This is a genomic window from Paenibacillus sp. IHB B 3415, from assembly GCF_000802655.2.
Classification (GTDB): Bacteria; Bacillota; Bacilli; order Paenibacillales; family Paenibacillaceae; genus Paenibacillus_AQ; species Paenibacillus_AQ phytohabitans.
In genome coordinates, this window is the sequence record NZ_JUEI01000076.1 from 1 (window position 1) to 22,082 (window position 22,082).

The window sequence follows — 22,082 nt, forward strand, 5'->3', positions numbered from 1 at the left end:
GAATAAGCGGCCTTTTTTCTACCTTTTTTTGGCTAATCAACAGCCCTATAATACGTACAACATTTAGCTTGTCACAACCAATTTCAATGGGAACCTGGCGGGAACAGAATAGAAACTGGAGTTGGATTGGAACTTGAGCTGGAGCTGGAGCGAGCTGGGACCGGAAATGGGATTGGGACTTGAGCTGGAACTGGAATGGAGCTGTAACTTGAGCTGTAACTGGATTGGAGCTGGAGCTGTAACTGGAACTGGAACTGGAACTGGAACAGGAACTGGAACTGGAACAGGAACTAGAATTGGAACTGCTACAGCAGAACTGCCGGAACTGCCAGCATAGCAGGCACTCCCAGAACATTAATGAGTCAACTATCTAAGCATTCTTCGAACGCCGGTAATCCGTAGGCGTCGTACCGAAGCTGCGCTTGAACATCCGGTGCAGATAAGAGCTGCTGGTGAAGCCGCAGCGCTCGGCAATGCTCGTTACCGGCAGGTCGGTATTCTCCAGCAGGGCGCATACCTCGCGCATCCGCACCTCCAGAATGACATCGACGATACTGTTCATGGTCTGCTGCTTGTAAAGACGGCTGATATAGATCGGTGACATATCCAGCTCATCAGCAATCTGGTTGAGGCTTAGGTTCGGCTTCATGTAATCCTCGTTGATCTTGCTATTAATCTGGCAGATCAGATCATGCTGCTTGGAGTTCTTCTTCTCATCCAGCTGTTCGCGCAATGCAGTGAAGAGAGCGGAGAAGGCCTCCTCCAGCTCGTCAATGGTCTCAATGGAATCCAGGCAAGGCAGTCCGCTGATTCCGTCAGATTGTAAACGGTTACGTTTCTGGACAGTATTCACGATCTCCCTGACCGTCACGCTGAGTCTGGATACCGTTAACTGCACCGTCTGGAAGGGAAAGGCTTCGGTCTCCCGGATAATGCTGCTGAACTGCCCGGCAGCGTCCTCCAGTTTACCGCTCAGGAGCGCATCGGTGAGCTTCTTCTCCTTGTCGGTAGGATAATGATACGTACTGGACTCAAGAGCACATATGTCCTGGGCGTTAATGATACAGCCATGTCCGTAGAACAGGCGGTGATTCGATGCTTCCCGGACCTGCTTGTAAAGCTGGTGCAGTTGGCCCGCGTTATGGTCAATATGACTGTAGGTGAGGGTAAGGCTTAGCTTCAGATAGTCGGAGCAGGCCTGCTGGATCTGCCGGAGCAGCGCCTCAATCAGCCCGGTATCCGTATATTCCACGGGATCGATAATGTTCAGCAGCACAAGGATGCCGTCATCATTCATATCGACAGTCTCGACGCGGTACGTCTGGCCGCAAATTTCCGAAGCGATATTCATAATGGCAAACTTGGAGGCCAGCAGGTAGGAAGAGCGGGCTTCCCTGAACTCTTTGTAGTGATCAATCCGCAGCAGGATCAGGCGGAAATCATCATTGAAGGTGAAGTGAATCCCGAGCTGGCGCAGCTTCTCTACCTGCTGAATAGACTGCAACGGCTTGAGGCCGAGAATGAGATCGCGCAGTGTATTTTGCCGGATCATGAACATGCTGTCGCGTTTCTCCGTTTCAAGAATGTTCATCTCGCTGACAATCCGGTCAATCGGCAGATACAGGCTTCTGGACATGATCCAGGAGAGGCCGATGCCGGCCACCAGAACAAGAGCTGCAATGAGCAGGGTGGTGTTGCGGATAGTATTCGTATGCTCAGTAATGTTGTCGTAGGGGGTAATCCGCACATACTGCCAGCTTAAGTCATCTGGTGCAGTATAAGAAATCAGCGAGTTCACGCCTCCGAAGGGCCCGATGAAATAACCCGCCTCCTGGCCTTTGATCCGCTGTTCAATCCATCCGGCTTCCTCCGGGGAGAGCTCCTGCTGCTTCAGGCTGTTGCCGGACAGGAAAGCCCCCTGATCGTCCAGAATGTAAGTGGCGCTGGCAGAATTAATAGGACTGGTGATTTCCTTATTGATCCAGGGGGCAGAGATGTTAACGATTACCGCAGAGTTGATGGCCCGGTCCCAGCCGATGGCATCCAGACACAAAAAAGTATAAGCACGAACCTGGTCATTCTCCCGCGCACCATTGGAATACACTCTGGGAATCGGTGTGAAGGCCTTGTAGTCCTGATAATGGCCCAGGATATCCAGAATAGGGGTGTCTACCAGCTCTTGCTCAGTAAATACACCGTTCTGCCCGTGGGAAGAGGCAATATACAGCTGTCCGCTTTTGGGATTATAGACATATATAGACTCAATGTAAGGCATGGAGCTTAAGTAATTGCCCAGCTCGGACATGGCTGCCGTGACATCATAGATATCGGGCTTGTCGTAGAAAACAATTTTGGAGATCGTACTGTTGCGGTAAATTTGAAAAGAAAGCGATTGCGCAGCATCGGTCATGTTAACGACTTCCCTGCTGGTCTGCGTGAGGTTGCCGAGGTCGGACTGGAAGGCCTGCTTCTTTTCCACACCGATATAGTAGTTGTAATAGATGATGGTGGAGACAAGAAAAGTTAAGGAGACGCAAAGCGTAATACTGACTAATAATCTGCTGTACAATGCTCTTCGATTGCCGAGTTTGTGCAGTCCCATAAACAGCCCCCTGATTCACTGTGTACTCTGGCGATACCGGCCTGATCTATATTGTTCATAGTACAATTATAAGCTGCATACCATGAACGGGACAGTAGAGCAAGGTTACAACAGTGAACAGGATGGAGAATCCGGCAGTGAACAAATGCAAGATTTGTGTACAAAAGCTACCAGAGTGCAGTTTTAACGATACGGTATATCCCGGTAAAGCGGGGGTACAGCCGGAGCTGGTTCAGTAATCTGCATCATCAGCGGGGTTACCTTGAAGCCGTTGACCGGGGCCAGATCCTGCGAGCAGGAGGAGAGGGCGACGATCACATCGGTCAGCGCCAGGAGCGCAACATAATCGCCGGGCCGGGAGAGCGGTTCTTGGATAACGTAGTCGAGATTCCCGTCCAGTGCATTGTTCATGAACCAGTTGATGGGATCGGGCAGCTCTTTGTGACCCAGCTGATATTTATGCAGCGCCTTCTGCAGATTGTCATGGCAGTTCGGATGCTCCTCCAGCCCGAAGTCGATCTTATAGCGGTAATAGTCGCATGCCGGAAAAAAGAAATCATGTTTCCCCACCGTATCCTCCATCAGCTGCATAAGCGGTCTGCGGCGGTTGCTGTAGAGACCGTCACCGGGCTTGAGCCGGATACTGCTGAGCGAGGATCTCATGTGTACGGGGGAGACATGCTCGTCAGGGTCCTCAGCATTGAAGCAGACGAAATCGCCCACCTGCTTGCCCTCGGTATCGATGATGTAGAGCGTCTGGCCTTGGCGGACCCGCGCGCTTCTTCCCTCGTAAGCCGGTACCAGGATTTCTTCAATTACCTTGTCTGTGGTCACGGTACAGTCACCTGCCTCATCTGTTTATTCTATGAATACCGCGACGGCACGGATGGGGGAGCCGGTGCCTCGGCGGATCCGGAGCGGAAGTCCGAAATACAGGAAACGCTTCTGGGCGATCAGATGCAGATTGCAGAGATTCTCGGTATTGGTCATCCGGTACTCACGGCAGATCAGGTGGCCGGAAAATAGCGGGTCCAGCGGGTTGTCAATAGAAGGCGCATCAATGCCGATGTTAATGATCCCCTGCTTCGCCAGCCATCCGGCCGCTTCATAATCCAGGCCAGTATAGCGGGTCAGCCATTCTTCAGTGCCGTAGGCACGGTTATAATGTCCAGTGTACAGCAGGACGATATCGCCTTTATCCAGATGGAGATGGTCTTTGCGCAGCGCCTGTTCCAGATCAGGCCGGGTAATGTAAGCGTCCGGTGAAATATGGGAGAGGTCCAGGCAGACGGCCGGTCCGTAAAAATACTCCAGCGGCATCTCATCAATCGTCGGCCCGTGCGGATCATATTCGTAAATCGCATCGCTGTGGGTCGGACCATGCTCGTTAATCAGCAGGTTGTTCGTGGCAAACTCGAAGCCGAGCTTGTTCTTACTCTCTTCATGGCTCATATTGGGGAAGATCATCGTCTTCTGATGCGGCGGAAAAACCGGCATTCCCTGATAGATTTCCTGTGAGAGATCAATCACTTGAATCCCCATGTAGCGTACTCCTTTCATTTAAAATACGGGCTCAGGCGAGCGGCGGCAGCACGGTGAAGGCATCGGCGTCGATCAGGCCGATGTCGGTGATTTTCCAGGCCGGGCTGGTGACCAGCGACAGGAAGGAGAGATGCATGAACGGGACATGCAGCGTACAGCCCAGCTCCTCGCGGGCCAGCCGGTGCAGCTCGGTAATTCTTGCGCTCATCTCTTTGCCGGTCAGCTCATCGGTCATCAGTCCGCCGATGCGCAGCGGCAGATCGCCGACGACCTTACCCCCTTCGATCATGGCGATGCCGCCGTCCATCGCGATGACGCGGTTGACCGCAGTCACCATATCGGCGTAATTGGTGCCGGTGACGATAATATTATGGGTGTCATGGGCTACGCTTTCGGCGATGGCGCCGGCCTTCAGCTTCATGCCGCGGACGAAGGTTTTGCCGATCTTGCCGCTGCGGCCATGCCGTTCTACGACGAGCAAGGGCAGCAGATCGTCCTCGACAGAGGGCTGCACAACGCCATCCTTCACAGCGGCGGTGTAGATGCCGGAGCCGGTCAGATTCTGGTCGGGGATGACCCCGATGGCGCGGACCCGGACGGTTCCTTGGGCACCTTCAGCGGAGAGATGAAGGTCCTCCAGCTTAACCGGCTTGCGCTTTACAGACTTTTTAACAGAGTCCGGATAGATATAGGAGGGGATCTTGCGGGTCAGCTCGCCATCACTGGCAACCTTGGCTCCGCTGATATAGACTTCGTCAATGGTCATGTTCGTCAGGTCGCTGATGACGGCGATATCGGCCTTCTTGCCTGGAGCCAGCACGCCGATATCCTGGAAGCCGAAATGGGTAGCCGGATTAATTGTGGCCATCTGAATTGCCTCAACCGGATCAATGCCGACGGCGATCGTCCGGCGGATGATATCATTCATATGGCCGTGCTTTAGCAGATCCTCCGGCACCATATCGTCGGAGACCAGGATGGCCCGCCGGGAATCCATACCCTCCTCAGTGATTGCCCGGATGCACTCCGCCATATTGCGCTGCGAGGAGCCTTCGCGCATGAATACACTGACCCCGTAGCGCAGCTTCTCCATCATTTCTTCCTTGGTCGTTGTCTCATGGCAGGAGACATGGCCGCCGCCGCAGATGATGTGGGCAGCCAGCTCCTGGCCGAACAGGCCGGGGGCGTTGCCCTCAATGCTTTTGCCGATAGCCTTGGCATAGGACACTGAAGCGAGCAGATCATCGATCAGGTAAGGGGCGTTGCGGTATACGGGATGGACGTTGCTGAAGCCCTGCAGCTCGCCGATTCCCTGAACATGGTCGTCATTCAGCAGTTCCTGCATATCTTTGGAGCCGATATCTGCGCCTGCGGTCTCAAGACCGGGCACATCGGGTGTAAGGCAAGGTACGGTGAACAGCACGCGGTTAGGCAGGGTCTTCGCTTCTTCAATCATCGCCTTCATTCCGGGAACGCCCAGCACATTGCCAATCTCATGGGGATCAGCCACCAGCGTGGTTGTTCCGGTTGGAATCGACAGCTTGGAGAACTCCGTAACTGTCAGCATCGCACTTTCAAAATGCATATGTGAATCGATAAAGCCCGGACTGATAAATTTACCGCGCATATCCTCGACTACTGTGGACGGCCCGATCAGTTTATCAGCCTCGCCGACAAGAAGAATCCGGTCACCTTTAATAGCTACATCCCCGGGGTAAATCTCACGGGTGATTACGTTGATAATATAGCCGCCCTTCAGCACCAGATCGGCATGAAGCTGGCCGGAGAGCAGCACATCAATCATCCGCCGCCGCTGAATCGCATCTTTGATATCGGTTGTTAGCATAATCTACAAGCCTCCTGCTCTGGGACAATCCACACTATCCACGATTCCGACAATTGCGGCATCTATAGGAGCATTCGGATGCGTCGACGCCCTTGAAGCCACGCTGCCCACTGCATAGATAATGGTCTCTCCGATGCCTGCTCCTACAGTATCAACCGCAATAAGCGGCTGTCCCGCAGGGGTGTTATCGGGAAGAATGGGCTGTACGATCAGCAGCTTGGCACCGACGAGATTCTCATCTTTGCGTGTAGCTACGACGTGTCCTGTAATGATTCCTAGCTTCATGTGATCGTCACCTCTTCTATTCAAATCCTGCATGGATAATCTCAATTCCGTATTGCCGGGCCGTGTCCCGGGCCAGCGGGGTAATGACTGCCGGGCCGTTCAGAGTAATGGAGGTTCTGCCCAGCTTGAGGGCTGCGATGATATTCTCCTCTGTCAGAACCTGCTTCCTCGGCGGTTCATTGCTGGAAGACAGCCAGCTTCCTAGATCGCTGGGCGCCAGGAGCCTGATTCCGTAGCCGGATATGGCGGTCACCATGCTGCGCATTTTCTCTTTCAGCAGCGGACTGGCCTGAGATAAACCCTGTTCGCTCCAGCGGTAATGCTCCGGCTCCGCTCCGAGAGTTAGCGCGCCAACCGGCTTGCCGGCGCACAGCGTTTCTACAATCAGAGCCACGAACGGATGCCCAGTGTCCAGCTGCACGAGCCGGGACAAGAGCGACAGCGATAGTACAGGAATCAACAAGGCGTCAGCATCGGCAGGAGAGAGTTTATGGGCCTGCCCGGGGGGGATAAGGTCATCTACTCCGGTTTGTCGTGCAAGTTCTCCGGCGTTTTTGGTTTCAAGCAGCTGATCTTCCGCCCATAAGCGCAGCCTGAGTTTCTCCGTACTTAAGCTCCGCAGCGCAGAGTAACCTTCCTCCATACCGATAAAATGGCCGGCCAGCAGCACCAGCACCCGGGGGTATTCCTCATTCAGCGCCGCCGTTCTGGACCGGTAAGACAATCCCAGCAGGGCATTCTCCGCAACTGTGCTATGCCGGCTGTCCATGGGAGTATTTATTCAATACCCTTGGAGAGCAAGGCGCGTTCCACTTCACTATGCGGACGGGGAATGACATGAACGGATACCAGTTCACCGACCCGTTTGGCGGCGGCGGCTCCCGCATCCGTAGCGGCTTTTACGGCGCCTACGTCCCCGCGTACCATAACCGTGACCAGACCAAAGCCGATTTTTTCATACCCGCAGATTTCTACGTTTGCTGCCTTCACCATTGCATCCGCTGCTTCAATTGCGCCTACCAGACCTTTAGTTTCGATCAATCCGAGTGATTCTCCCATTATAAAAAACCTCCAATAATTTAGTTGTAATTCAAAAATGCCCTGCCGGAAACGAGACACGCAGTAAGGGGATAAGACAGATAGACAGGCGGACAGACGAACAGACGAACAGATAGGCAGATAGACAGACAGATAGATAGATAGGTAGATAGGTAGATAGATAGGTAGATAGGTAGGTAGACAGATAGACAGATAGACAGGCAGGCAGGCAGGCAGGCAGATAGACAGATAGATAGATAGATAGGTAGATAGGTAGATTGTTAGTGCTTATTCAATTTCTGGCAGATCCGGGGCCGAGGTACTGGCAGTTCCGGTTTGGTCGGTTTGATCAGCTTCGGCAAGTATGGCAGGTGCGGCAGATTTGGCTCCGTCCGATGTAGTTCCGGCGTCTGTCGTCTTGGAGTCTGCCGGCAGGCCCGGCAGGAATCTGGACAGTATTTTGCGGTTCACATCTTCGTGGGCCTTGGCGATGACATGGGCGGAAATGACTGTGCCTATCCGCCGGGCTTCAGCCTTGCCCGCATCTACTGCCGCAGCGACCGCAGCGACATCACCGCTTAAGTGAATGGTCACACCGAGTGAACCGCCGACGCCGATAACCTTCTCAACGGCAATCAGCTGCACATTCGCCGCTTTCAGGGCCGCATCTGCGGCGGAGACGGCGGTGGTATATCCGAGAGTCTCAATCAATCCGAGTGCCTGCATCACGGGCACCTCCTTTGTTATTGATGGGCTTAGTCTTTAGGGCTGCTTAGGCGACAGGGCAGGACTGCTTTTTCAGAGTTGCTGCTGGTCTGCAAGGCGCGTTAACCCAGGCACGCTTGCCAGCTGAGCGGAGGTTCCGCTGATTATGCAGAAGCTGCGCTCGGCGCGGAGGCTAAGGCCTGCATCCGGGCAGCTGCTGAGCAGCTGTTCCGCGAGGCTGATGCTGCTCCAGCGTGAGGCGGCATCAATTACGGCAATGGCCTCCTGCTGGCCTGCAGCCAGATGCCGCCGCAGCAGCGGACCGGGCTGCAGGCTGCTGTATACCCGGACCCGGCGGGCGGAATCCCGCTGCAGGATTCCGGTGAGCTCCGTCAGCAAGCGGTCCAGCTTGGCGGAATCGTTGCTGAACAGCCGCAGCTCAAAGCTCCCGCCGCTGGCGCCCCACTGGATATCTGCTTCCAGAGCAGGATCACTGCCCAGCAGTTCTTCTGCGGCGAACAGCTGGCCCGGATGACAGACAGGAACGCTTAGTATGCCTGCTGAGCTGTAGCTGCGGCCGGCAGTGCCGAGCACCACGCGGAGCCTACTGCTGATTACAGGGAACATCCAGGCATCCATAGTTCCATCCTGGATGAGGGGGAATGGAGTGTCCGGTGAAGCGGCATTCCGGTCATAGGACACTGCCAGTGAATCCATCGTCCGGGTGGGGCCAGCCCCCGGGATACCGCCGGACCGGCAGGGAATATCTCCGGCTGGAATCGAAGACTGCCCACTCCCGGAAGATTGCCAGCCCCCGGAAGAATGCACGCTCCCGGTAGGAAGGGTGCGCAAGAGCAGAGGAGACAGATACCGTTCGGCAAAGCTCTGGTGATCCCCAGGAACAGCTGCTGCCGGGGATCGTCCGGTAGCTGTGGATGCTGCCGGCAGTTCCTGAGGAAGATGTCTGGTGCTGAGTTGTGCAGCGTTATCCGGCAACCGGACTGGAGTAGGGGATGCGCCGGGCAATCCGTGTGATCCTGGTAATCCGTGTGACCCTGTGGAGCCGGGATCACCGGGCAGGCCAAGTAATGCGAGCCTCTTCCCGGCCTGCTCCCGCTGGTAATTGACCCGCTTGATCCCGCCCGGAGGTTGCGGACAATCCCGGGGACTGCTGCAAGTGTCCGGGCAGTCCGCCTGCTTGCCTGCTGAACAGGAAGGGCTGGCGGAAACAGAAGCCGGAGCAGAAGAAGCAGAAGCAGCAGTCGCACCCGGAGCCGGAGCAGAAGAAGCAACAGGAGCAGCCGGAGCAGCCGGAGCAGCAGAAGCAGCAGGAGTAGCCGTAGCATAAGAAACGGAAGCCGGAGCGGGAGCAAAGACAGAAGCAAGCGCCGGAGCTGGAATAGTAACGGTAACGGGTGAAGTAACGGAAGTGAGAGCAGCAGCAGCAGGGTGATTTCGCTCCAAAACCTCGGCAACAATGCTCTTCATGAAATTGGACAAGGGAAATCACCTCCTAAACTAAGTATTAATGCGCGCAGTATAGGTTTCCTTCAGACAACTTTTCAGACAACTTGGTTCGCGTTGTTCACACGCAGAGAAGTGCTGCCAAACGGAAAAACGTCCCACTAATTATGGGGAGAATACTATATATATAGCGTCTGTATAAGCTGAACTTTAAGCACTAACGAAAATCTTGCACAAAATACAACATTTCCCTCGTGAAATCGAGCTTAATTCGGAATTGTTGTATAAAAGGCAACATTTCCTCCCATATTCAAGCTGCTAAGCGGACAATTGTTGTATTTCATACAACAATCCTTAGGAATTCCCTAGTATCGGGGTATCTAAGTTGTAAAACGTACAACTTTTAGACCTGTACTTACAGATGTGCTTACAGAGATAGTACTCACAGTGCTTACAGATGTACTTACAGTAGTAGTCACAGTACTTACGGATGTACTCACAGTAGCGGCTAGGAGGTAGTACTTACAGCTGTACATAAGTTAGCTCGTTTCGCTGCCGTGCAGCGGGCCGGAGAGTAACGAGTTAGTCCTCGGGTAGAGTGCCACACGTGTTGTGTATAGCCAGCGCAGCTTCATGGCTATTTACATACAGCTGCAGAACCGTTTCTTGCAGTTCCTGCTACCCGCCCTTTAGAACCGGCTTGCTCCGGTCACCGCTGATTTGCTGCCTGTTAGCTATAGTCTTAGGTGCATGCACATAGTTCTATAGTTCAATCCATCTACAGCAGCATCCGCGCCAGATCCGGGTGCGGCCGGGGAATGACGTTGGAGGAAATCAGCTGTCCCCCCGTCCGGGGGGAAGCGGCGATGCCGGCTTCCACGGCTGCCTGAACTGCGGCGACATCGCCTTCGACGATAACCGTTATAAGTCCGGAGCCGACGCGCTTGAAGTCGACCAGCTTCACATTTGCTGCTTTGCACATCGCATCCAGTGCTTCAAGGGCCGGGGTTAGTCCCCGGGTCTCGATCAATCCGATCGCTTGCATGATCCACCTCCTGTTAAGCTAAATTGTGTCTCGATGATCCGGCTTCTTCGTCTATAAATAACTGGCCAGTTCAATTTCCTCCTGGCCGGGGATAGAGGTCCGCTGGTAATGCTCCGCTTCAGCCAGCGGGAAGGTGGCGTCGATGCCCATTTTGGCGGTGACGCCGCGCAGATTGTGCGAGGGCTCAAGCGGAGAACCCTTCGCTCCAGTGATAATGAAGGTGTCGAGGTCAGCCTGGACACGGGTGGCGATCGCCCACTCCACATCAAGCGGGTCCAGCAGGTTGACGTCCTCGTCGACAACGACCACATGCTTGAGATCCTTGTCGCCGGCGAAGGCGGCTAGGAGGGCGGTTTTGCCGTCGCCTTCCTGCACCTTTCGGATGCGGATAACCGCATGATAACGCCCGACGCCGCCCATGGTGATGTGAACATCTTTGACACCGGGGACGACCTGGCGGACGGAGCTCAGCAGGGCAATCTCGCGTGCAATCGCCATCGGCAGCTTCTCCTCATAGCTGGCCGGGAGAATGGTCTGCCAGACCGGGTTGTTCCGGTAGGTGACAGCAGAGAATTCGACGACCGGCTGCTCGGTGCGCGGGCCGTAGTAACCGCCGAGTTCGCCGAACGGACCTTCCGGTTCGCGGACCCGGGGGAGAATCCGGCCCTCGAATACAACCTCGGCCTCGGCCAGCACTTCAAGATCGATCGTCTTGCAGCGTACTACTGCAAGCGGCTGGCCGAGCAGGGCAGAGGCGATCTCCAGCTTATCGGCATGGAACAGGTGGGTGCTGACCTGGGAAGCCAGCACGACTGCCGGGACGATGCCGAACATGAATGCCGCCTCCATCGGCTCACCGCGTTCCTCGAATTCCCTGTACTGCTGGAATAATTCAGGGGAGGAGATCAGGATGCTGGTCCGGTTGCCGTCCAGCAGCTGCATCCGCCGGATGGAGGTGTAGCGCTTCTGCCCGTCCGCGCCTTTGACGACCATCACCCCGGAGACATAATAAGCTCCGCTGTCCAAGGCGTTATAGGTGCAGACCGGGAACAGCTCCCGCAGGTTAATCCGGCTCGTAATCACGTTGTCGTGTACCGGAGCCTGCTCACAGCTTCTCGTAGGCAGCGGATGAACAACGGCCTCGATCAGCCGTGGCAGCAAGTCTTCCGGCTGCATGCCCATACTTTCGGCGAGCAGCTCTTTGGAGCCGCCAAGACCGGCTGCCATCGGGACGGAATAGCCTTTTACCTTCTGGAAGACCATGGGCTGCCTGCCCTTCACGGCCTTAATTACGGCCCCGAGCTCAAACTTGGGGTTCACCTCCTTGCGGACCTTCAGCAGTCTGCCGCTGCGTTCCCAGTGCTCCAGCAATTGCCGCATATTCATGAATGCCATCCAGGCTGCACCTCCTTCACATCGTTAATTGTTGTACTGCACACCATGAAGCTTCAGCGTGCCTTGGCTCGCGCACCTACCAAAAAGGGAATAAAAAAAGAAGCCGCAGACATAGAGAAAAAAGATTCTCTAAATCGCGGCTTCCTTCATTCTGTGAACAGAAATGGGGCGAACCTTATATTGGGGCAGCGGATCTGGATATAATCGGGATCAGCCGGTATAAGTCATCATCACGTAAGCTTAAGTTCCATTATAGTGAAAAAAAGCGAAAAGTAAATGACTAATGTTATATTACATGACCTTACTTCTGATGCGGAAAGTACGCGGGGAGAGTCCGCTCTCTCTTTTGAACATATTGCAGAATTGGGCATCATTAACGAATCCGGCAGCGGAAGAGACCTCCGAAATATGCATTTGGGTATGCAGCAGCAGAGATTTGGCATAATCCAGGCGCTTCAGTACAAGATAACGGTGCGGGGAATGTCCAAATCTTTCCTTGAACAGATGCCGGAAGCGGTCGTAGCTATAACCGGACATTTCTGCCAGAGAGGACACGGAGAGCTTATGGCGGTAATGCTCATTCATATAATTCAGCACATACTGCATCTGATCCTCTGCCGGGGAATGGAAATCCGAGGCGGCGAGCAGCCGCTGCAGATACACGGTAATTTCGCTCATTTGCAGATTCAGCAGCTCGGCGAACCCGTCGCGCTTGCGCTTGAATTCCGCATTCATCCGCTGCAGGGTCTGCAGTACGGTATGTTCCTTATCATCGTCAAAAACGCCGGATAGTGTATTGATAATCGGATTGCCGCAATGGAAGCCGACGAACAGCACCTCCGGGCTGGGCTGATGATTCTCGTCATGCTTGAAACCGGCCGGAATCAGGCCGAAGGTGAAGGGCCGGAAATGATAGCTGCGCGGTCCAATGCTGCAGGTTCCCTGGCCATGGATATAATACACAAGCTCGAAACATTCATGTTGATGCGGGGGGATATACGTATTTGCTTCATGCTCTGCATTTACAATATATAGAACACGGTCCATGATGAGCCTCCCTTTATCGTCATTTAGCCGAATCGTACAAAAAGATGACCGAAAATATATAAATATTTATCTTTTCTTTTGTTATGATCTTATCAATTAAACCGAAGATTCTCAACTGGACTGGCCATCTTGTTCGGATTTATGCGGTTTTTTCGAGAAATGTAACATGAAATGTTTGGTTTTCAAAGTAAATTGCTTGTTTTCAGAATTTCAACCGTCTTTTATTCATGCTGCCCGATGCTATCCGTTAGACAAAACGTGTAATTGGAACTTTATGCTATTTTATCGGCGTTGATCTATTACAAAACAGGGGTGTGAACTTAGAAAATGAAAAAGAAGATGTTCGCTTTATTGCTGATGGCGGTTATGGTACTGGTCACTGCATGCGGAAACAACACGTCCGGCAATGGAAATACTGCCAATACGGGAACGAATGCTGAAGGCGGAGAGGCTGCTGGAGGGGACAAGCTCAAGGTGGTGCTGCTTATTCCGGGAACGCTGGGCGACAAGTCGTTTTTTGATGCGGCGAACAGCGGCCTGCAAAAAGTGAAGGACGAGCTCGGCGCGGAAACGAAAGTGGTGGAAATGGGCGCGGACAAGACGAAGTGGGAACCTACCTTTAATGATATTGCTGCTGAAAATTGGGATGTTGTCATCTCGGGCGGCTCGGAAATTACGGAAATGTTCAATGCAACGGCTGAGGCGAATCCGGATAAAAAATTCATCAACTACGATACCGATATCGATGAAGCGCCTGAAAATATGTACAACATGTCGTATTCGACCAACGAGGTCTCTTTCCTGGCAGGGGCGGCAGCCGCACTTGCAACACAGTCTGATATGCCGAATGCCAACCCGGAGAATGTGATCGGATTCCTGGGCGGGATGGATATCCCCGGCATTAATGCTTTTCTGGTGGGTTACATCCAGGGCGCACAGTATGTTGATCCGGATGTGAAGGTAGCGGTATCCTATGCCGGAGATTTCGTGAACCCTGCCAAAGGCAAGGAATTGTCGCTGATTCAGTACAACTCGGGTGTGGATATTATTTTCAACGTAGCCGGCGGTACGGGACTGGGAATCTTTGATGCAGCCAAGGAAAAGACTAAATATGCTATCGGTGTTGATTCGGACCAGGCGCTGCTGCTAAAAGATACGGATAGTGAAAAGGCAAACCTGATTGTCACTTCCGCGATTAAAAAGATCGATACGGCCATTCTCGGCGCAGTGAAAAAACTGCAGGACGGGACGCTTGAGATGGGCAAACGCGATGTGCTAGGCTTCGTTGAAGACGGCGTAGGCATTGCGGAGAATGACATTTACAAAGACGTATTCCCTGCTGATCTTCAGGCTAAGGTGGAAGAAGTGAAGCAGAAGCTGATTAATAAGGAAGTTAACGTCGACAATGCGATGGGCATGGAAACGGCTGAAGTCGAAGCAATCCGCAATGCCGTGAAGCCTTAAGATTATTGATCAAAGATAGCTTTATAAAATGAAATTGGCTTATGCAGCTCTGCAGTTGGAGGCTCTTCTCTTTGGGAGAGCTCCAGCTGCCTATTTTTGCAGACCACCCAAGTTGAAAGGCGTTGATGACCCATGGCAAATGCTCTGCTGGAAATGCGGGGAATCACCAAAGTATACCCGAACGGCGTTGTTGCCAATAAGGATGTCGGATTCTCCCTGCGGGAGGGCGAAATTCATGCGATCGCGGGAGAGAATGGAGCCGGTAAATCGACTCTGATGAAAATCATGTTTGGGATGGAGGAGCCGAGTGAAGGCGCGATCTATATCCGGGGAGAGCAAGTGAAGCTGCAGTCCCCGCAGGACGCAATTGACCGCGGCATCGGCATGGTTCATCAGCATTTCATGCTGGTGCCTTCTTTTACTGTGGCCGAAAATATGGTGCTGGGCATGGAGCCTAGGAAAGGTGTGGGCTTCAATGCTGGTGAAGCGGTGCGTCTGACGGAGGAAACGGCACGCAAATATAACCTCTCGGTAAACGCCAGGGCTAAGGTGGAGGATCTGTCAGTCGGCATGAAGCAGAAGGTGGAAATTCTGAAGGCGCTGGTTCGCGGGGCCAAAATCCTCATCCTCGACGAGCCGACCGCCGTGCTGACTCCGCAGGAAACTGAGGAGCTGTTCCATGAGCTGCAGCAGCTTAAGGAGCAGGGCCACACCATCGTGTTTATCTCCCACAAGCTGAAGGAAGTTAAAGCAATCTGTGACCGGATTACCATTATGCGTGGCGGCAGGAGCGAAGGAGTCTTCCAGACCCGCGAGGTGACGGAGCAGGAAATTTCCAGGCTGATGGTCGGCCGCGATGTCGTGCTGAAGTACGACAAGGACAGCATTCCGCACGGCAAGCCGGTGCTTAGGGTGGAGCAGCTGGCTGTTTCGGACAGTCAGGGCAAAGCACTCCTCGCGGAGATTAGCTTCTCGGTCCGCGAAGGCCAGATTGTCGGCATCGCCGGCGTCGAAGGGAACGGGCAGACGCAGCTGATTGAAGCGCTGACCGGTGGTCTGCGCGGCGTCTCCGGCAGTGGGGCGGTTAGTGTAAAAGGCACGGATATCCGCGGGCTGGATATTCTGGGCATCCGCAGCCTGGGCGTATCTTATATCCCGGAGGACCGGATGCGGCAGGGCTCCGCCGGAGACGCCAGCATTGCCGACAACCTGATCTCTACGCGCTACCGTTCGAAGGATATGAATAAGGGGCCTTTTCTCCACAGCTCCAAAATTGCTGCTCTGGCGTCATCGCTGGTAGAAGAATTCAAAGTGCGCTGCTCCGGCACCCGGCAGCCGGTCGGCATGCTGTCCGGCGGCAATATGCAGAAGGTGGTCGTTGCAAGGGAGTGCTCCACGAATCCGCAGCTGTTGATCGCTGAGCAGCCGACCCGGGGTGTGGATATCGGGGCCGCGCAATTCATTCATCAGAAGCTGCTGGAGCTGCGCTCGGACAAATGCGCCATAGTTCTGGTATCGGCGGATCTGAATGAAATTCTGGAGCTGAGCGACAGTCTTCTTGTGATGTACGAGGGGCAGATCGTTGCGTATTTCGACAATCCTTCTGCCGTGAGTGAGGAAGAGCTGGGACTCTATATGCTGGGAATTAACCGGCAGGACAAAGAGCAGACCGGGAGGGCCTTAAATCATGTTTAGAGCTAAATATTTTGAGGCAATCCGGACGGCAGCGGTTATTGTTATTGCGCTGATTATCGCATTCCTGATCATCTCGCTGGTCAGTGACCAGCCGCTCAAGACGATTGGTATTTTCCTGCTGGAGCCGTTCTCCACCAAGGGGCATATCGGCAATGTCATTGAGATGGCCATTCCGCTGATGTTCACTGGCCTTGCCGTCTCGCTGCTGTTCCGGGCCAATATGTTCAACCTGGGGGCAGAGGGGATCTTTTATTTCTCCGGTGTCGTGGCCTCTGTACTGGCGATTCATCTCAGCCTGAACAGCTGGCTGCATCCGCTGGTGGCGATATTAGCAGGCTCTATCACAGGGGCGCTGCTGTCAGCCATTCCCGGAATTCTCAAAGCGAAGTGGAACGCCAATGAACTGGTGACCTCGCTGATGTTCAATAATATCCTGTTCGGGGTGGGGCTATACCTGCTGAACTATCATCTGCGGGATGCCAAGGCCTTCGCCAACGTTTCGTTTAAATTCGAGAAAACTGCGCAGCTGAGCAAGCTTTTTGCAGGCACACGGATTCATACCGGACTTATTATTGTATTGGTGCTGATTGTACTGGCCCATCTGTTCCTCTACCGGACCAAATGGGGCTATGAACTGCGGATGACAGGCGTCAACCGGGAGTTTGCCCGTTACTCGGGCATGAAGACTGCCAAGGTTATCATTCTCGTGCATCTGATCGCCGGGTTTATTGCCGGTATGGGCGGCTCGGTGGAAGTACTCGGGATGTACAGCCGCTTTCAGTGGACTTCTTTGCCGGGCTACGGCCTGGATGGTGCCCTGGTGGCGATGCTGGCCAAGAACAATCCGCTTTCTGTCATTGTCTCTGCGCTCTTCCTGGCCTATATCCGCATTGGAGCCGATCTGATGGCGCGGCTGTCCGATGTGCCGTCCGAGATGATCTCGATCATTCAGGCTGTGATTATCCTGCTGATTTCCGCTGAGCAGTTCCTCAAGTTCTGGAAGAACCGCATGCTGCTGAAGGAGGCGAAGGAAGCATGAACAGTCTGCTGGATGTCATTCTGACGACGGATTTTGCCTTCTCTGTACTGCGTGTGACAACACCTATCCTGTTCGCTGCACTGGGAGCGCTCATCTCGAACCGTGCCGGAATCATCAACATCGGGATGGAAGGGATTATGCTGGTCTCGGCTCTGGCCGGTGTTATTGTCAGCGCCTATACGCATAGCGCCTGGGTTGGGCTGCTGGGTGCGGTATTGTCGGGAACGCTGATTGCCGGGATTTTGGCCTTTTTCACCTTGAAATTCAAGACGCATATCATTCTAGGCGGTGTGGCGATTAATATGTTCGCCTCAGGCGGAACGGTGTTTATTCTGTATCTGCTCAGCGGGGACAAGGGTTCATCGACCTCCTTGGCGAGCAAAGTACTGCCGAGTGTGCAGATTCCGCTGCTGAAGGATATTCCGGTGCTGGGTCCGATTCTGTCGGGGCATCACATTCTGACTTATTTCTCGATTCTGTCTGTGCTTGTGGTCTATTATCTGCTGAACCGCACCCCGCTGGGGCTGCGTATCCGCTCGGTAGGCGAGAATCCGCATGCGGCCCAGTCGGTTGGAGTCAGCGTGGTCCGGATCCAGTACACGGCGCTGCTGCTCAGCGGCTTCTTCGCCAGTCTGGGCGGAGCTTACATGTCGATGGGCTATTTGTCGCTGTTCACCCGTGATATGGTGGCCGGCCGGGGCTGGATTGCGATTGCTGCTGAATCCATGGGCCGGAGCACAACCGTAGGAACAGCGCTGACTTCCCTGTTGTTCGGCGCGGCCGATGCGCTCTCCAATGCCCTGCAGGTGCTGAAGATTCCGGCGGAGCTGATCGCTACGCTTCCTTACGTGGCGACGGTAGTGGGGCTGATTATATACGCAGTCTCTGAGACAAGGAAGAAGAACAAGAAGCTTAAGACGACTGTCAAATAGATAGCTCTATAAGAAGCACTAAAGAAATTAGCGAAAAGCAAAAGAAGCGTAGGGGAAATTTGGAACTGTAGGAGCGATAGCGACCGCCTTTGTCACCGGATTTCTACCGCGAAAAGCGGTTCAAATCATGAAAATCTGGGGACAACAGCGGCCGAAAGTCCAAATGTTCACCGCAGTGACGACCAAGCTTCAAGTTCAAATCTTAAGTGGGCCTTATATCGGGAGCCTAATTTGGAACTGTAGGAGCGATAGCGACCGCCTTTGTCACCGGATTTCTACCGCGAAAAGCGGTTCAAATCATGAAAATCTGGGGACAACAGCGGCCGAAAGTCCAAATGTTCACCGCAGTGACGACCAAGCTTCAAGTTCAAATCTTAAGTGGGCCTTATATCGGGAGCCTTCGAGGCTGCCTTCGGCTTTTCAATATTAAACCTACAAGGGAGCGACAACGATGCCAACACCTATCATAATTGACTGCGATCCGGGGCATGATGACGCGATTGCCATTCTGCTTGCGCTGGCTCATCCCGGGCAGCTGGAGATCCGGGGCATTACCACGGTTGGCGGCAACCAGGTTCTGGATAAAATCACCGATAATGCACTCAAGGTGCTTAGCTTTGTAAATGCCGATATTCCCGTGGCCAAGGGAGCGGCGGCTCCGCTGCTTGGCAAGCTGGTAACCGGAGAAGCAGCACATGGGGAGTCCGGCATGGACGGCCCCGCGCTTCCGGCCAGCCGCTTTAAGCCGGTGGAGCAAGGGGCAGTAGAATTCATGCTGGAGATTATCCGCGCATCCAAAGAGAAGATTACCCTGGTGCCTACAGCTCCGCTAACGAATATCGCCCTCCTGATTACCGCTTATCCGGAAGTGAAGGACAGAATCGAGAAGATCTCTCTGATGGGCGGCGGGCTTGCCTATGGCAATGTGACCCGGACAGCGGAGTTCAATATATATGTCGACCCGGAGGCGGCACGGATTGTCTTTGAATCCGGGATTCCCATTGTGATGAGCGGACTGGATGTAACGGATAAGGCGGCGATTTTTGAAGAGGAGATTCAGGAGCTGAAAACCCGTGGACCCGTATCCGTAATGGTCGGAGAGCTGCTGGATTTCTATTCGATCTATGGCAAAAAGATGGGTTATATCGGCAATGCGCTGCATGACCCGTGCGCGATTGCCTGGCTGCTGCATCCGGAGCTTTTTGAATCGGAGCATCTGCATGTAACAGTGGAAACCGAAGGCAAGCTGACCCGGGGGATGACTGTTGCCGACCGGCGCAAGAAGCCGGAGCAGCCTGCCAATACAGAGGTGCTGCTCGGCGTAGACCGTGAAGCCTTTATCAAGCTGCTGTTTGATTCACTGGAGCGGTTAGACCGGCGGGAGAATTGTAGCGGATGGCAGGCTGGGAACGCCTACAGGAGACGGTGCGGCTGGAGCTGCAGCAGCGGATAGAGGAAGGCTGCCGGCCAGGCCGTCTGGCAGATAAGCTGGCTGCTGCCGGAAGTGATGAGGGCAAGCTCATGGAGGTGTACCGGGAGCTGATGGCCCTTCCGGTGGCCGCCGACTTTCCTTACGAGGAGCCTTCGGATCTGGCGTCGATCAGACGGCTGCGCCCCGGAGGTCCGCGTAAGCTAGCGGTGAATTGGACACCGGAAGAGTGGAGGGACAGGTTCTATGGAGCCTGGCTTGGCCGGAGTGTAGGCTGTGCGCTGGGCAAGCCGCTGGAATACTGGGATTATCTGTACGGGAAGGACGGCCGTACCGGCTGGGAGAACATCGAGCTGTGGTTCCGCGGTGCGGATGCCTGGCCGATTACAGGGTATACACCTGAGTACTCTACGGCCCGGGCGGAATACGGTCTGGGCTTAAGCGACTGGTCATTCACCAGTACCCGGGAGAAGATCAGCTACATGGAGAGTGACGACGATATCCGTTATACGGTCCTCGGTCTGATGCTGCTGGAGCAAAAGGGGCTGGACTGGGACTCCTGGGATATCGGCAAGCTGTGGCACGGGCATCTGACCTACAGCCAGGTATGTACAGCAGAAACACAGGCCTATATGAACTTTGCCGGTGAAACCTCCCATCTGCACGGAGAGAAGCCGGAGGATTGGCCGCTGCGGCAGGAGAGGGTGCGCATGCATCTGAATCCGTACCGCGAATGGATCGGGGCGGCTATCCGTGCGGACGCCTTGGCCTATGGAGTGGCCGGGAACCCCGAGCTTGCCGCGGAGCTGGGCTGGCGGGATGCCTCCTTCTCACATGTGAAGAACGGGATCTACGGCGAAATGTTCAATGCTGCAATGATCTCTGCTGCGTTCGCGGGCCTTGATAACGAGCGGATTGTGGAGATTGGACTGAGCGAAATTCCGCAGACGAGCAGACTGGCCGGGGATGTGCGGACAGGAATAGCCATTGCACAGGAAGCGGGCAGCGAGCGGGAGCTTGTCAGCAGGCTATGGGACCGGTTCAGCCATTATGACCCGGTGCATACCAATAACAACGCCGCCATCGTTGCAGCTTCGCTTATATACGGCGGCAATGACTTCGAGAAAGCCGTGGTTACCTCTGTCTCTGCCGGGATGGATACCGACTGCAACGGTGCCACAGTCGGCTCCATTATGGGAGCGAAGCTGGGCGCAGCCCGGCTTCCCGCCAGTTGGACCGCACCGCTGAATGATCTGCTGTACGCGGATCTGCCGGGCTTCCACCCGATTGCGATTTCGGAGGTTGCCGAGCGGAGCTATCAGGTGTTCCTGAAGATCCGTGCAGAGCTGGGAGAATAGGATTATTTCATACATTATTGTATCTCAAAAGAACAGGGAAGCCCCCCCCCCCCCCCCCCAGCCATGCCACACAGGCTGCGGGCTTCCCTATTTCGGCAGAAGGCCGGCACAGCCCTCCTAAGCTTCCCCCCAGCGCTTCATCAGCTGATGGTCAATCCCCAGTGCGTCTAGAACGCGGGCATTCATGAAGTTCACCAGCTCCCAGATCTCGGTCGGATGATTGTAAAAGCCCGGCGAAGCGGGCATGATATCCGCCCCCGCCCGGGCAATCCGCAGCATATTCTCCAGATGAATCACATGGAGCGGGGTTTCGCGCGGAACGATAATCAGCCGCCGCTTCTCCTTGAGCACCACACTGGCTGCCCGGCTAAGCAGTGTATCACCCATGCCGTTAGCGATAGCTCCCAGCGTATTCATCGAACAGGGAATAATCACCATCCCGTCAGTTTTGAAGGACCCGCTGGCCACGGGTGCGAACAGATCTGTATTGGACAGCACAGTGGCATATCCGGCCAATTCCTGCATATCCGCACCGCACTCGTATTTCATCACATTCTCTCCGGCACCTGTGGCGATGACATAGGTTTCAGCCCCGAGCTGATGCAGGCTGCGGATCAGGGAATAAGCGTAAATGGAGCCGCTGGCTCCGGTAATGCCGACGATAATTTTCATGGCGTAAGCTCCTTTGAAATGAAAAGAAGCCGCTGAACTAGAGAGGTATCCCTCTAATCAACGGCTTCCTTCAGTCTGTAAACAGAAATCGGGCAAACCTTAGGCCTATTCAGCGCACCCAGAATACAATCCGGACGCCGCCGCTTCTACTTGTTATTCACTGATAATGATCGTGCTGGCCCAGCCTGTGCCCGGATCATAATCCCGGAGTACACCGGTGACGGGCAGATACAGCTCATCGGCCAGCTTCTTCCGGAAGATCCGCTTGAACTCCTGATGGAGCGCAGCATCCACTGACTGCTTCAGCTCGGGATAGTTCTCTTCCAGCGCCCGCAGCGCAGTTACCCGCTGATGCTTCACCAGAAAGAGGATCATCGATTCGCCGGCGGCGTCTATTCTCAGCTGTGTGACACCCACCCCATACAGTTCCCTATGCACTTCATTGTAGCAGCGGGAGAGGCGCTTCTTGAATTCGTTGGAGGATAGAAGACTGTTTACCGTCAAGAATATCACTTCCCTGTGTG

20 protein-coding genes are annotated in these 22,082 nt (G+C 54.4%); 6 read left to right on the forward strand and 14 right to left on the reverse strand.

Annotation, left to right across the window (positions count from 1 at the left end):
* Positions 1-370: 370 nt before the first annotated feature.
* The 12 genes from QW71_RS28290 to QW71_RS28345 all read right to left on the reverse strand — a co-directional run bounded on the left by QW71_RS28290 (position 371) and on the right by QW71_RS28345 (position 12,969).
* Positions 371-2,602, reverse strand: coding sequence for an AraC family transcriptional regulator (locus QW71_RS28290; RefSeq protein ID WP_039307261.1), 2,232 nt, complete (start codon positions 2,600-2,602; stop codon positions 371-373).
* Between the two features lie 183 nt (positions 2,603-2,785).
* A complete protein-coding gene (locus tag QW71_RS28295; RefSeq protein WP_047014028.1) occupies positions 2,786-3,436 on the reverse strand; it encodes a DUF1989 domain-containing protein in 651 nt (216 codons plus the stop codon).
* A gap of 24 nt (positions 3,437-3,460) precedes the next feature.
* On the reverse strand, positions 3,461-4,144 hold the full coding sequence (locus QW71_RS28300) for a cyclase family protein (protein WP_039307263.1): 684 nt from the start codon (positions 4,142-4,144) through the stop codon (positions 3,461-3,463).
* Positions 4,145-4,175: 31 nt separating this feature from the next.
* Positions 4,176-5,990 carry an adenine deaminase gene (locus QW71_RS28305; protein ID WP_039307264.1) on the reverse strand — a complete coding sequence of 605 codons (1,815 nt, stop codon included), beginning with the start codon at positions 5,988-5,990 and terminating at the stop codon, positions 4,176-4,178.
* Between the two features lie 3 nt (positions 5,991-5,993).
* On the reverse strand, positions 5,994-6,275 hold the full coding sequence (locus tag QW71_RS28310) for a EutN/CcmL family microcompartment protein (RefSeq protein WP_039307265.1): 282 nt from the start codon (positions 6,273-6,275) through the stop codon (positions 5,994-5,996).
* A gap of 16 nt (positions 6,276-6,291) precedes the next feature.
* Positions 6,292-7,044 carry a hypothetical protein gene (locus QW71_RS28315; RefSeq protein ID WP_039307269.1) on the reverse strand — a complete coding sequence of 251 codons (753 nt, stop codon included), beginning with the start codon at positions 7,042-7,044 and terminating at the stop codon, positions 6,292-6,294.
* Between the two features lie 8 nt (positions 7,045-7,052).
* Positions 7,053-7,334: a BMC domain-containing protein gene (locus tag QW71_RS28320; RefSeq protein ID WP_019908484.1), complete on the reverse strand. Its 282-nt coding sequence runs from the start codon at positions 7,332-7,334 to the stop codon at positions 7,053-7,055.
* A gap of 267 nt (positions 7,335-7,601) precedes the next feature.
* Complete coding sequence (locus tag QW71_RS42055) at positions 7,602-8,039, reverse strand: BMC domain-containing protein (protein WP_063776476.1); 438 nt, start codon at positions 8,037-8,039, stop codon at positions 7,602-7,604.
* A 72-nt stretch (positions 8,040-8,111) separates the two neighbouring features.
* A complete protein-coding gene (locus QW71_RS40655; RefSeq protein ID WP_160311850.1) occupies positions 8,112-9,518 on the reverse strand; it encodes a hypothetical protein in 1,407 nt (468 codons plus the stop codon).
* Positions 9,519-10,260: 742 nt separating this feature from the next.
* Positions 10,261-10,527 carry a BMC domain-containing protein gene (locus tag QW71_RS28335; RefSeq protein ID WP_039307278.1) on the reverse strand — a complete coding sequence of 89 codons (267 nt, stop codon included), beginning with the start codon at positions 10,525-10,527 and terminating at the stop codon, positions 10,261-10,263.
* Positions 10,528-10,578: 51 nt separating this feature from the next.
* Positions 10,579-11,922 carry a UbiD family decarboxylase gene (locus tag QW71_RS28340; protein WP_039307280.1) on the reverse strand — a complete coding sequence of 448 codons (1,344 nt, stop codon included), beginning with the start codon at positions 11,920-11,922 and terminating at the stop codon, positions 10,579-10,581.
* Positions 11,923-12,213: 291 nt separating this feature from the next.
* Positions 12,214-12,969, reverse strand: coding sequence for an AraC family transcriptional regulator (locus tag QW71_RS28345; protein ID WP_039307282.1), 756 nt, complete (start codon positions 12,967-12,969; stop codon positions 12,214-12,216).
* A 327-nt stretch (positions 12,970-13,296) separates the two neighbouring features.
* Between QW71_RS28345 and QW71_RS28350 the strand changes: the two genes are divergently transcribed.
* From QW71_RS28350 to QW71_RS28375, 6 genes are all read left to right on the forward strand, one after another.
* Entirely contained in the window at positions 13,297-14,433 is a 1,137-nt protein-coding gene (locus QW71_RS28350; RefSeq protein ID WP_039307284.1) for a BMP family ABC transporter substrate-binding protein, read from the forward strand.
* A gap of 132 nt (positions 14,434-14,565) precedes the next feature.
* Positions 14,566-16,128 carry an ABC transporter ATP-binding protein gene (locus QW71_RS28355; protein ID WP_039307286.1) on the forward strand — a complete coding sequence of 521 codons (1,563 nt, stop codon included), beginning with the start codon at positions 14,566-14,568 and terminating at the stop codon, positions 16,126-16,128.
* Positions 16,121-17,167: an ABC transporter permease gene (locus QW71_RS28360; RefSeq protein WP_039307289.1), complete on the forward strand. Its 1,047-nt coding sequence runs from the start codon at positions 16,121-16,123 to the stop codon at positions 17,165-17,167. The genes QW71_RS28355 and QW71_RS28360 overlap by 8 nt, the downstream gene beginning before the upstream one ends.
* Complete coding sequence (locus QW71_RS28365; protein ID WP_039307290.1) at positions 17,164-18,099, forward strand: ABC transporter permease; 936 nt, start codon at positions 17,164-17,166, stop codon at positions 18,097-18,099. The genes QW71_RS28360 and QW71_RS28365 overlap by 4 nt, the downstream gene beginning before the upstream one ends.
* A gap of 451 nt (positions 18,100-18,550) precedes the next feature.
* Complete coding sequence (locus tag QW71_RS28370; RefSeq protein ID WP_235441576.1) at positions 18,551-19,552, forward strand: nucleoside hydrolase; 1,002 nt, start codon at positions 18,551-18,553, stop codon at positions 19,550-19,552.
* Positions 19,495-20,886, forward strand: coding sequence for an ADP-ribosylglycohydrolase family protein (locus tag QW71_RS28375; RefSeq protein WP_039307293.1), 1,392 nt, complete (start codon positions 19,495-19,497; stop codon positions 20,884-20,886). Before QW71_RS28370 ends, QW71_RS28375 begins: the two co-directional genes overlap by 58 nt.
* 117 nt (positions 20,887-21,003) lie before the next feature.
* Here the strand turns inward: QW71_RS28375 and QW71_RS28380 are convergent, their stop codons facing one another.
* Both QW71_RS28380 and QW71_RS28385 read right to left on the reverse strand, forming a co-directional pair.
* Positions 21,004-21,558, reverse strand: a complete 555-nt coding sequence (locus tag QW71_RS28380) for a UbiX family flavin prenyltransferase (RefSeq protein WP_039307295.1) — start codon at positions 21,556-21,558, stop codon at positions 21,004-21,006.
* A gap of 153 nt (positions 21,559-21,711) precedes the next feature.
* Positions 21,712-22,062, reverse strand: coding sequence for a hypothetical protein (locus QW71_RS28385; RefSeq protein WP_047014029.1), 351 nt, complete (start codon positions 22,060-22,062; stop codon positions 21,712-21,714).
* Positions 22,063-22,082 lie beyond the last annotated feature (20 nt).

What these genes read in the sequence shown, in the direction of transcription:
- QW71_RS28290 (WP_039307261.1), bottom strand. Translation starts at nt 2,602, where the DNA reads ATGGGACTGCACAAACTCGGCAATCGAAGAGCATTGTACAGCAGATTA.
- QW71_RS28300 (WP_039307263.1), bottom strand. Translation starts at nt 4,144, where the DNA reads ATGGGGATTCAAGTGATTGATCTCTCACAGGAAATCTATCAGGGAATG.
- QW71_RS28305 (WP_039307264.1), bottom strand. Translation starts at nt 5,990, where the DNA reads ATGCTAACAACCGATATCAAAGATGCGATTCAGCGGCGGCGGATGATT.
- QW71_RS28310 (WP_039307265.1), bottom strand. Translation starts at nt 6,275, where the DNA reads ATGAAGCTAGGAATCATTACAGGACACGTCGTAGCTACACGCAAAGAT.
- QW71_RS28315 (WP_039307269.1), bottom strand. Translation starts at nt 7,044, where the DNA reads ATGGACAGCCGGCATAGCACAGTTGCGGAGAATGCCCTGCTGGGATTG.
- QW71_RS28320 (WP_019908484.1), bottom strand. Translation starts at nt 7,334, where the DNA reads ATGGGAGAATCACTCGGATTGATCGAAACTAAAGGTCTGGTAGGCGCA.
- QW71_RS42055 (WP_063776476.1), bottom strand. Translation starts at nt 8,039, where the DNA reads ATGCAGGCACTCGGATTGATTGAGACTCTCGGATATACCACCGCCGTC.
- QW71_RS28335 (WP_039307278.1), bottom strand. Translation starts at nt 10,527, where the DNA reads ATGCAAGCGATCGGATTGATCGAGACCCGGGGACTAACCCCGGCCCTT.
- QW71_RS28340 (WP_039307280.1), bottom strand. Translation starts at nt 11,922, where the DNA reads ATGGCATTCATGAATATGCGGCAATTGCTGGAGCACTGGGAACGCAGC.
- QW71_RS28345 (WP_039307282.1), bottom strand. Translation starts at nt 12,969, where the DNA reads ATGGACCGTGTTCTATATATTGTAAATGCAGAGCATGAAGCAAATACG.
- QW71_RS28350 (WP_039307284.1), top strand. Translation starts at nt 13,297, where the DNA reads ATGAAAAAGAAGATGTTCGCTTTATTGCTGATGGCGGTTATGGTACTG.
- QW71_RS28355 (WP_039307286.1), top strand. Translation starts at nt 14,566, where the DNA reads ATGGCAAATGCTCTGCTGGAAATGCGGGGAATCACCAAAGTATACCCG.
- QW71_RS28360 (WP_039307289.1), top strand. Translation starts at nt 16,121, where the DNA reads ATGTTTAGAGCTAAATATTTTGAGGCAATCCGGACGGCAGCGGTTATT.
- QW71_RS28365 (WP_039307290.1), top strand. Translation starts at nt 17,164, where the DNA reads ATGAACAGTCTGCTGGATGTCATTCTGACGACGGATTTTGCCTTCTCT.
- QW71_RS28370 (WP_235441576.1), top strand. Translation starts at nt 18,551, where the DNA reads ATGCCAACACCTATCATAATTGACTGCGATCCGGGGCATGATGACGCG.
- QW71_RS28375 (WP_039307293.1), top strand. Translation starts at nt 19,495, where the DNA reads ATGGCAGGCTGGGAACGCCTACAGGAGACGGTGCGGCTGGAGCTGCAG.
- QW71_RS28380 (WP_039307295.1), bottom strand. Translation starts at nt 21,558, where the DNA reads ATGAAAATTATCGTCGGCATTACCGGAGCCAGCGGCTCCATTTACGCT.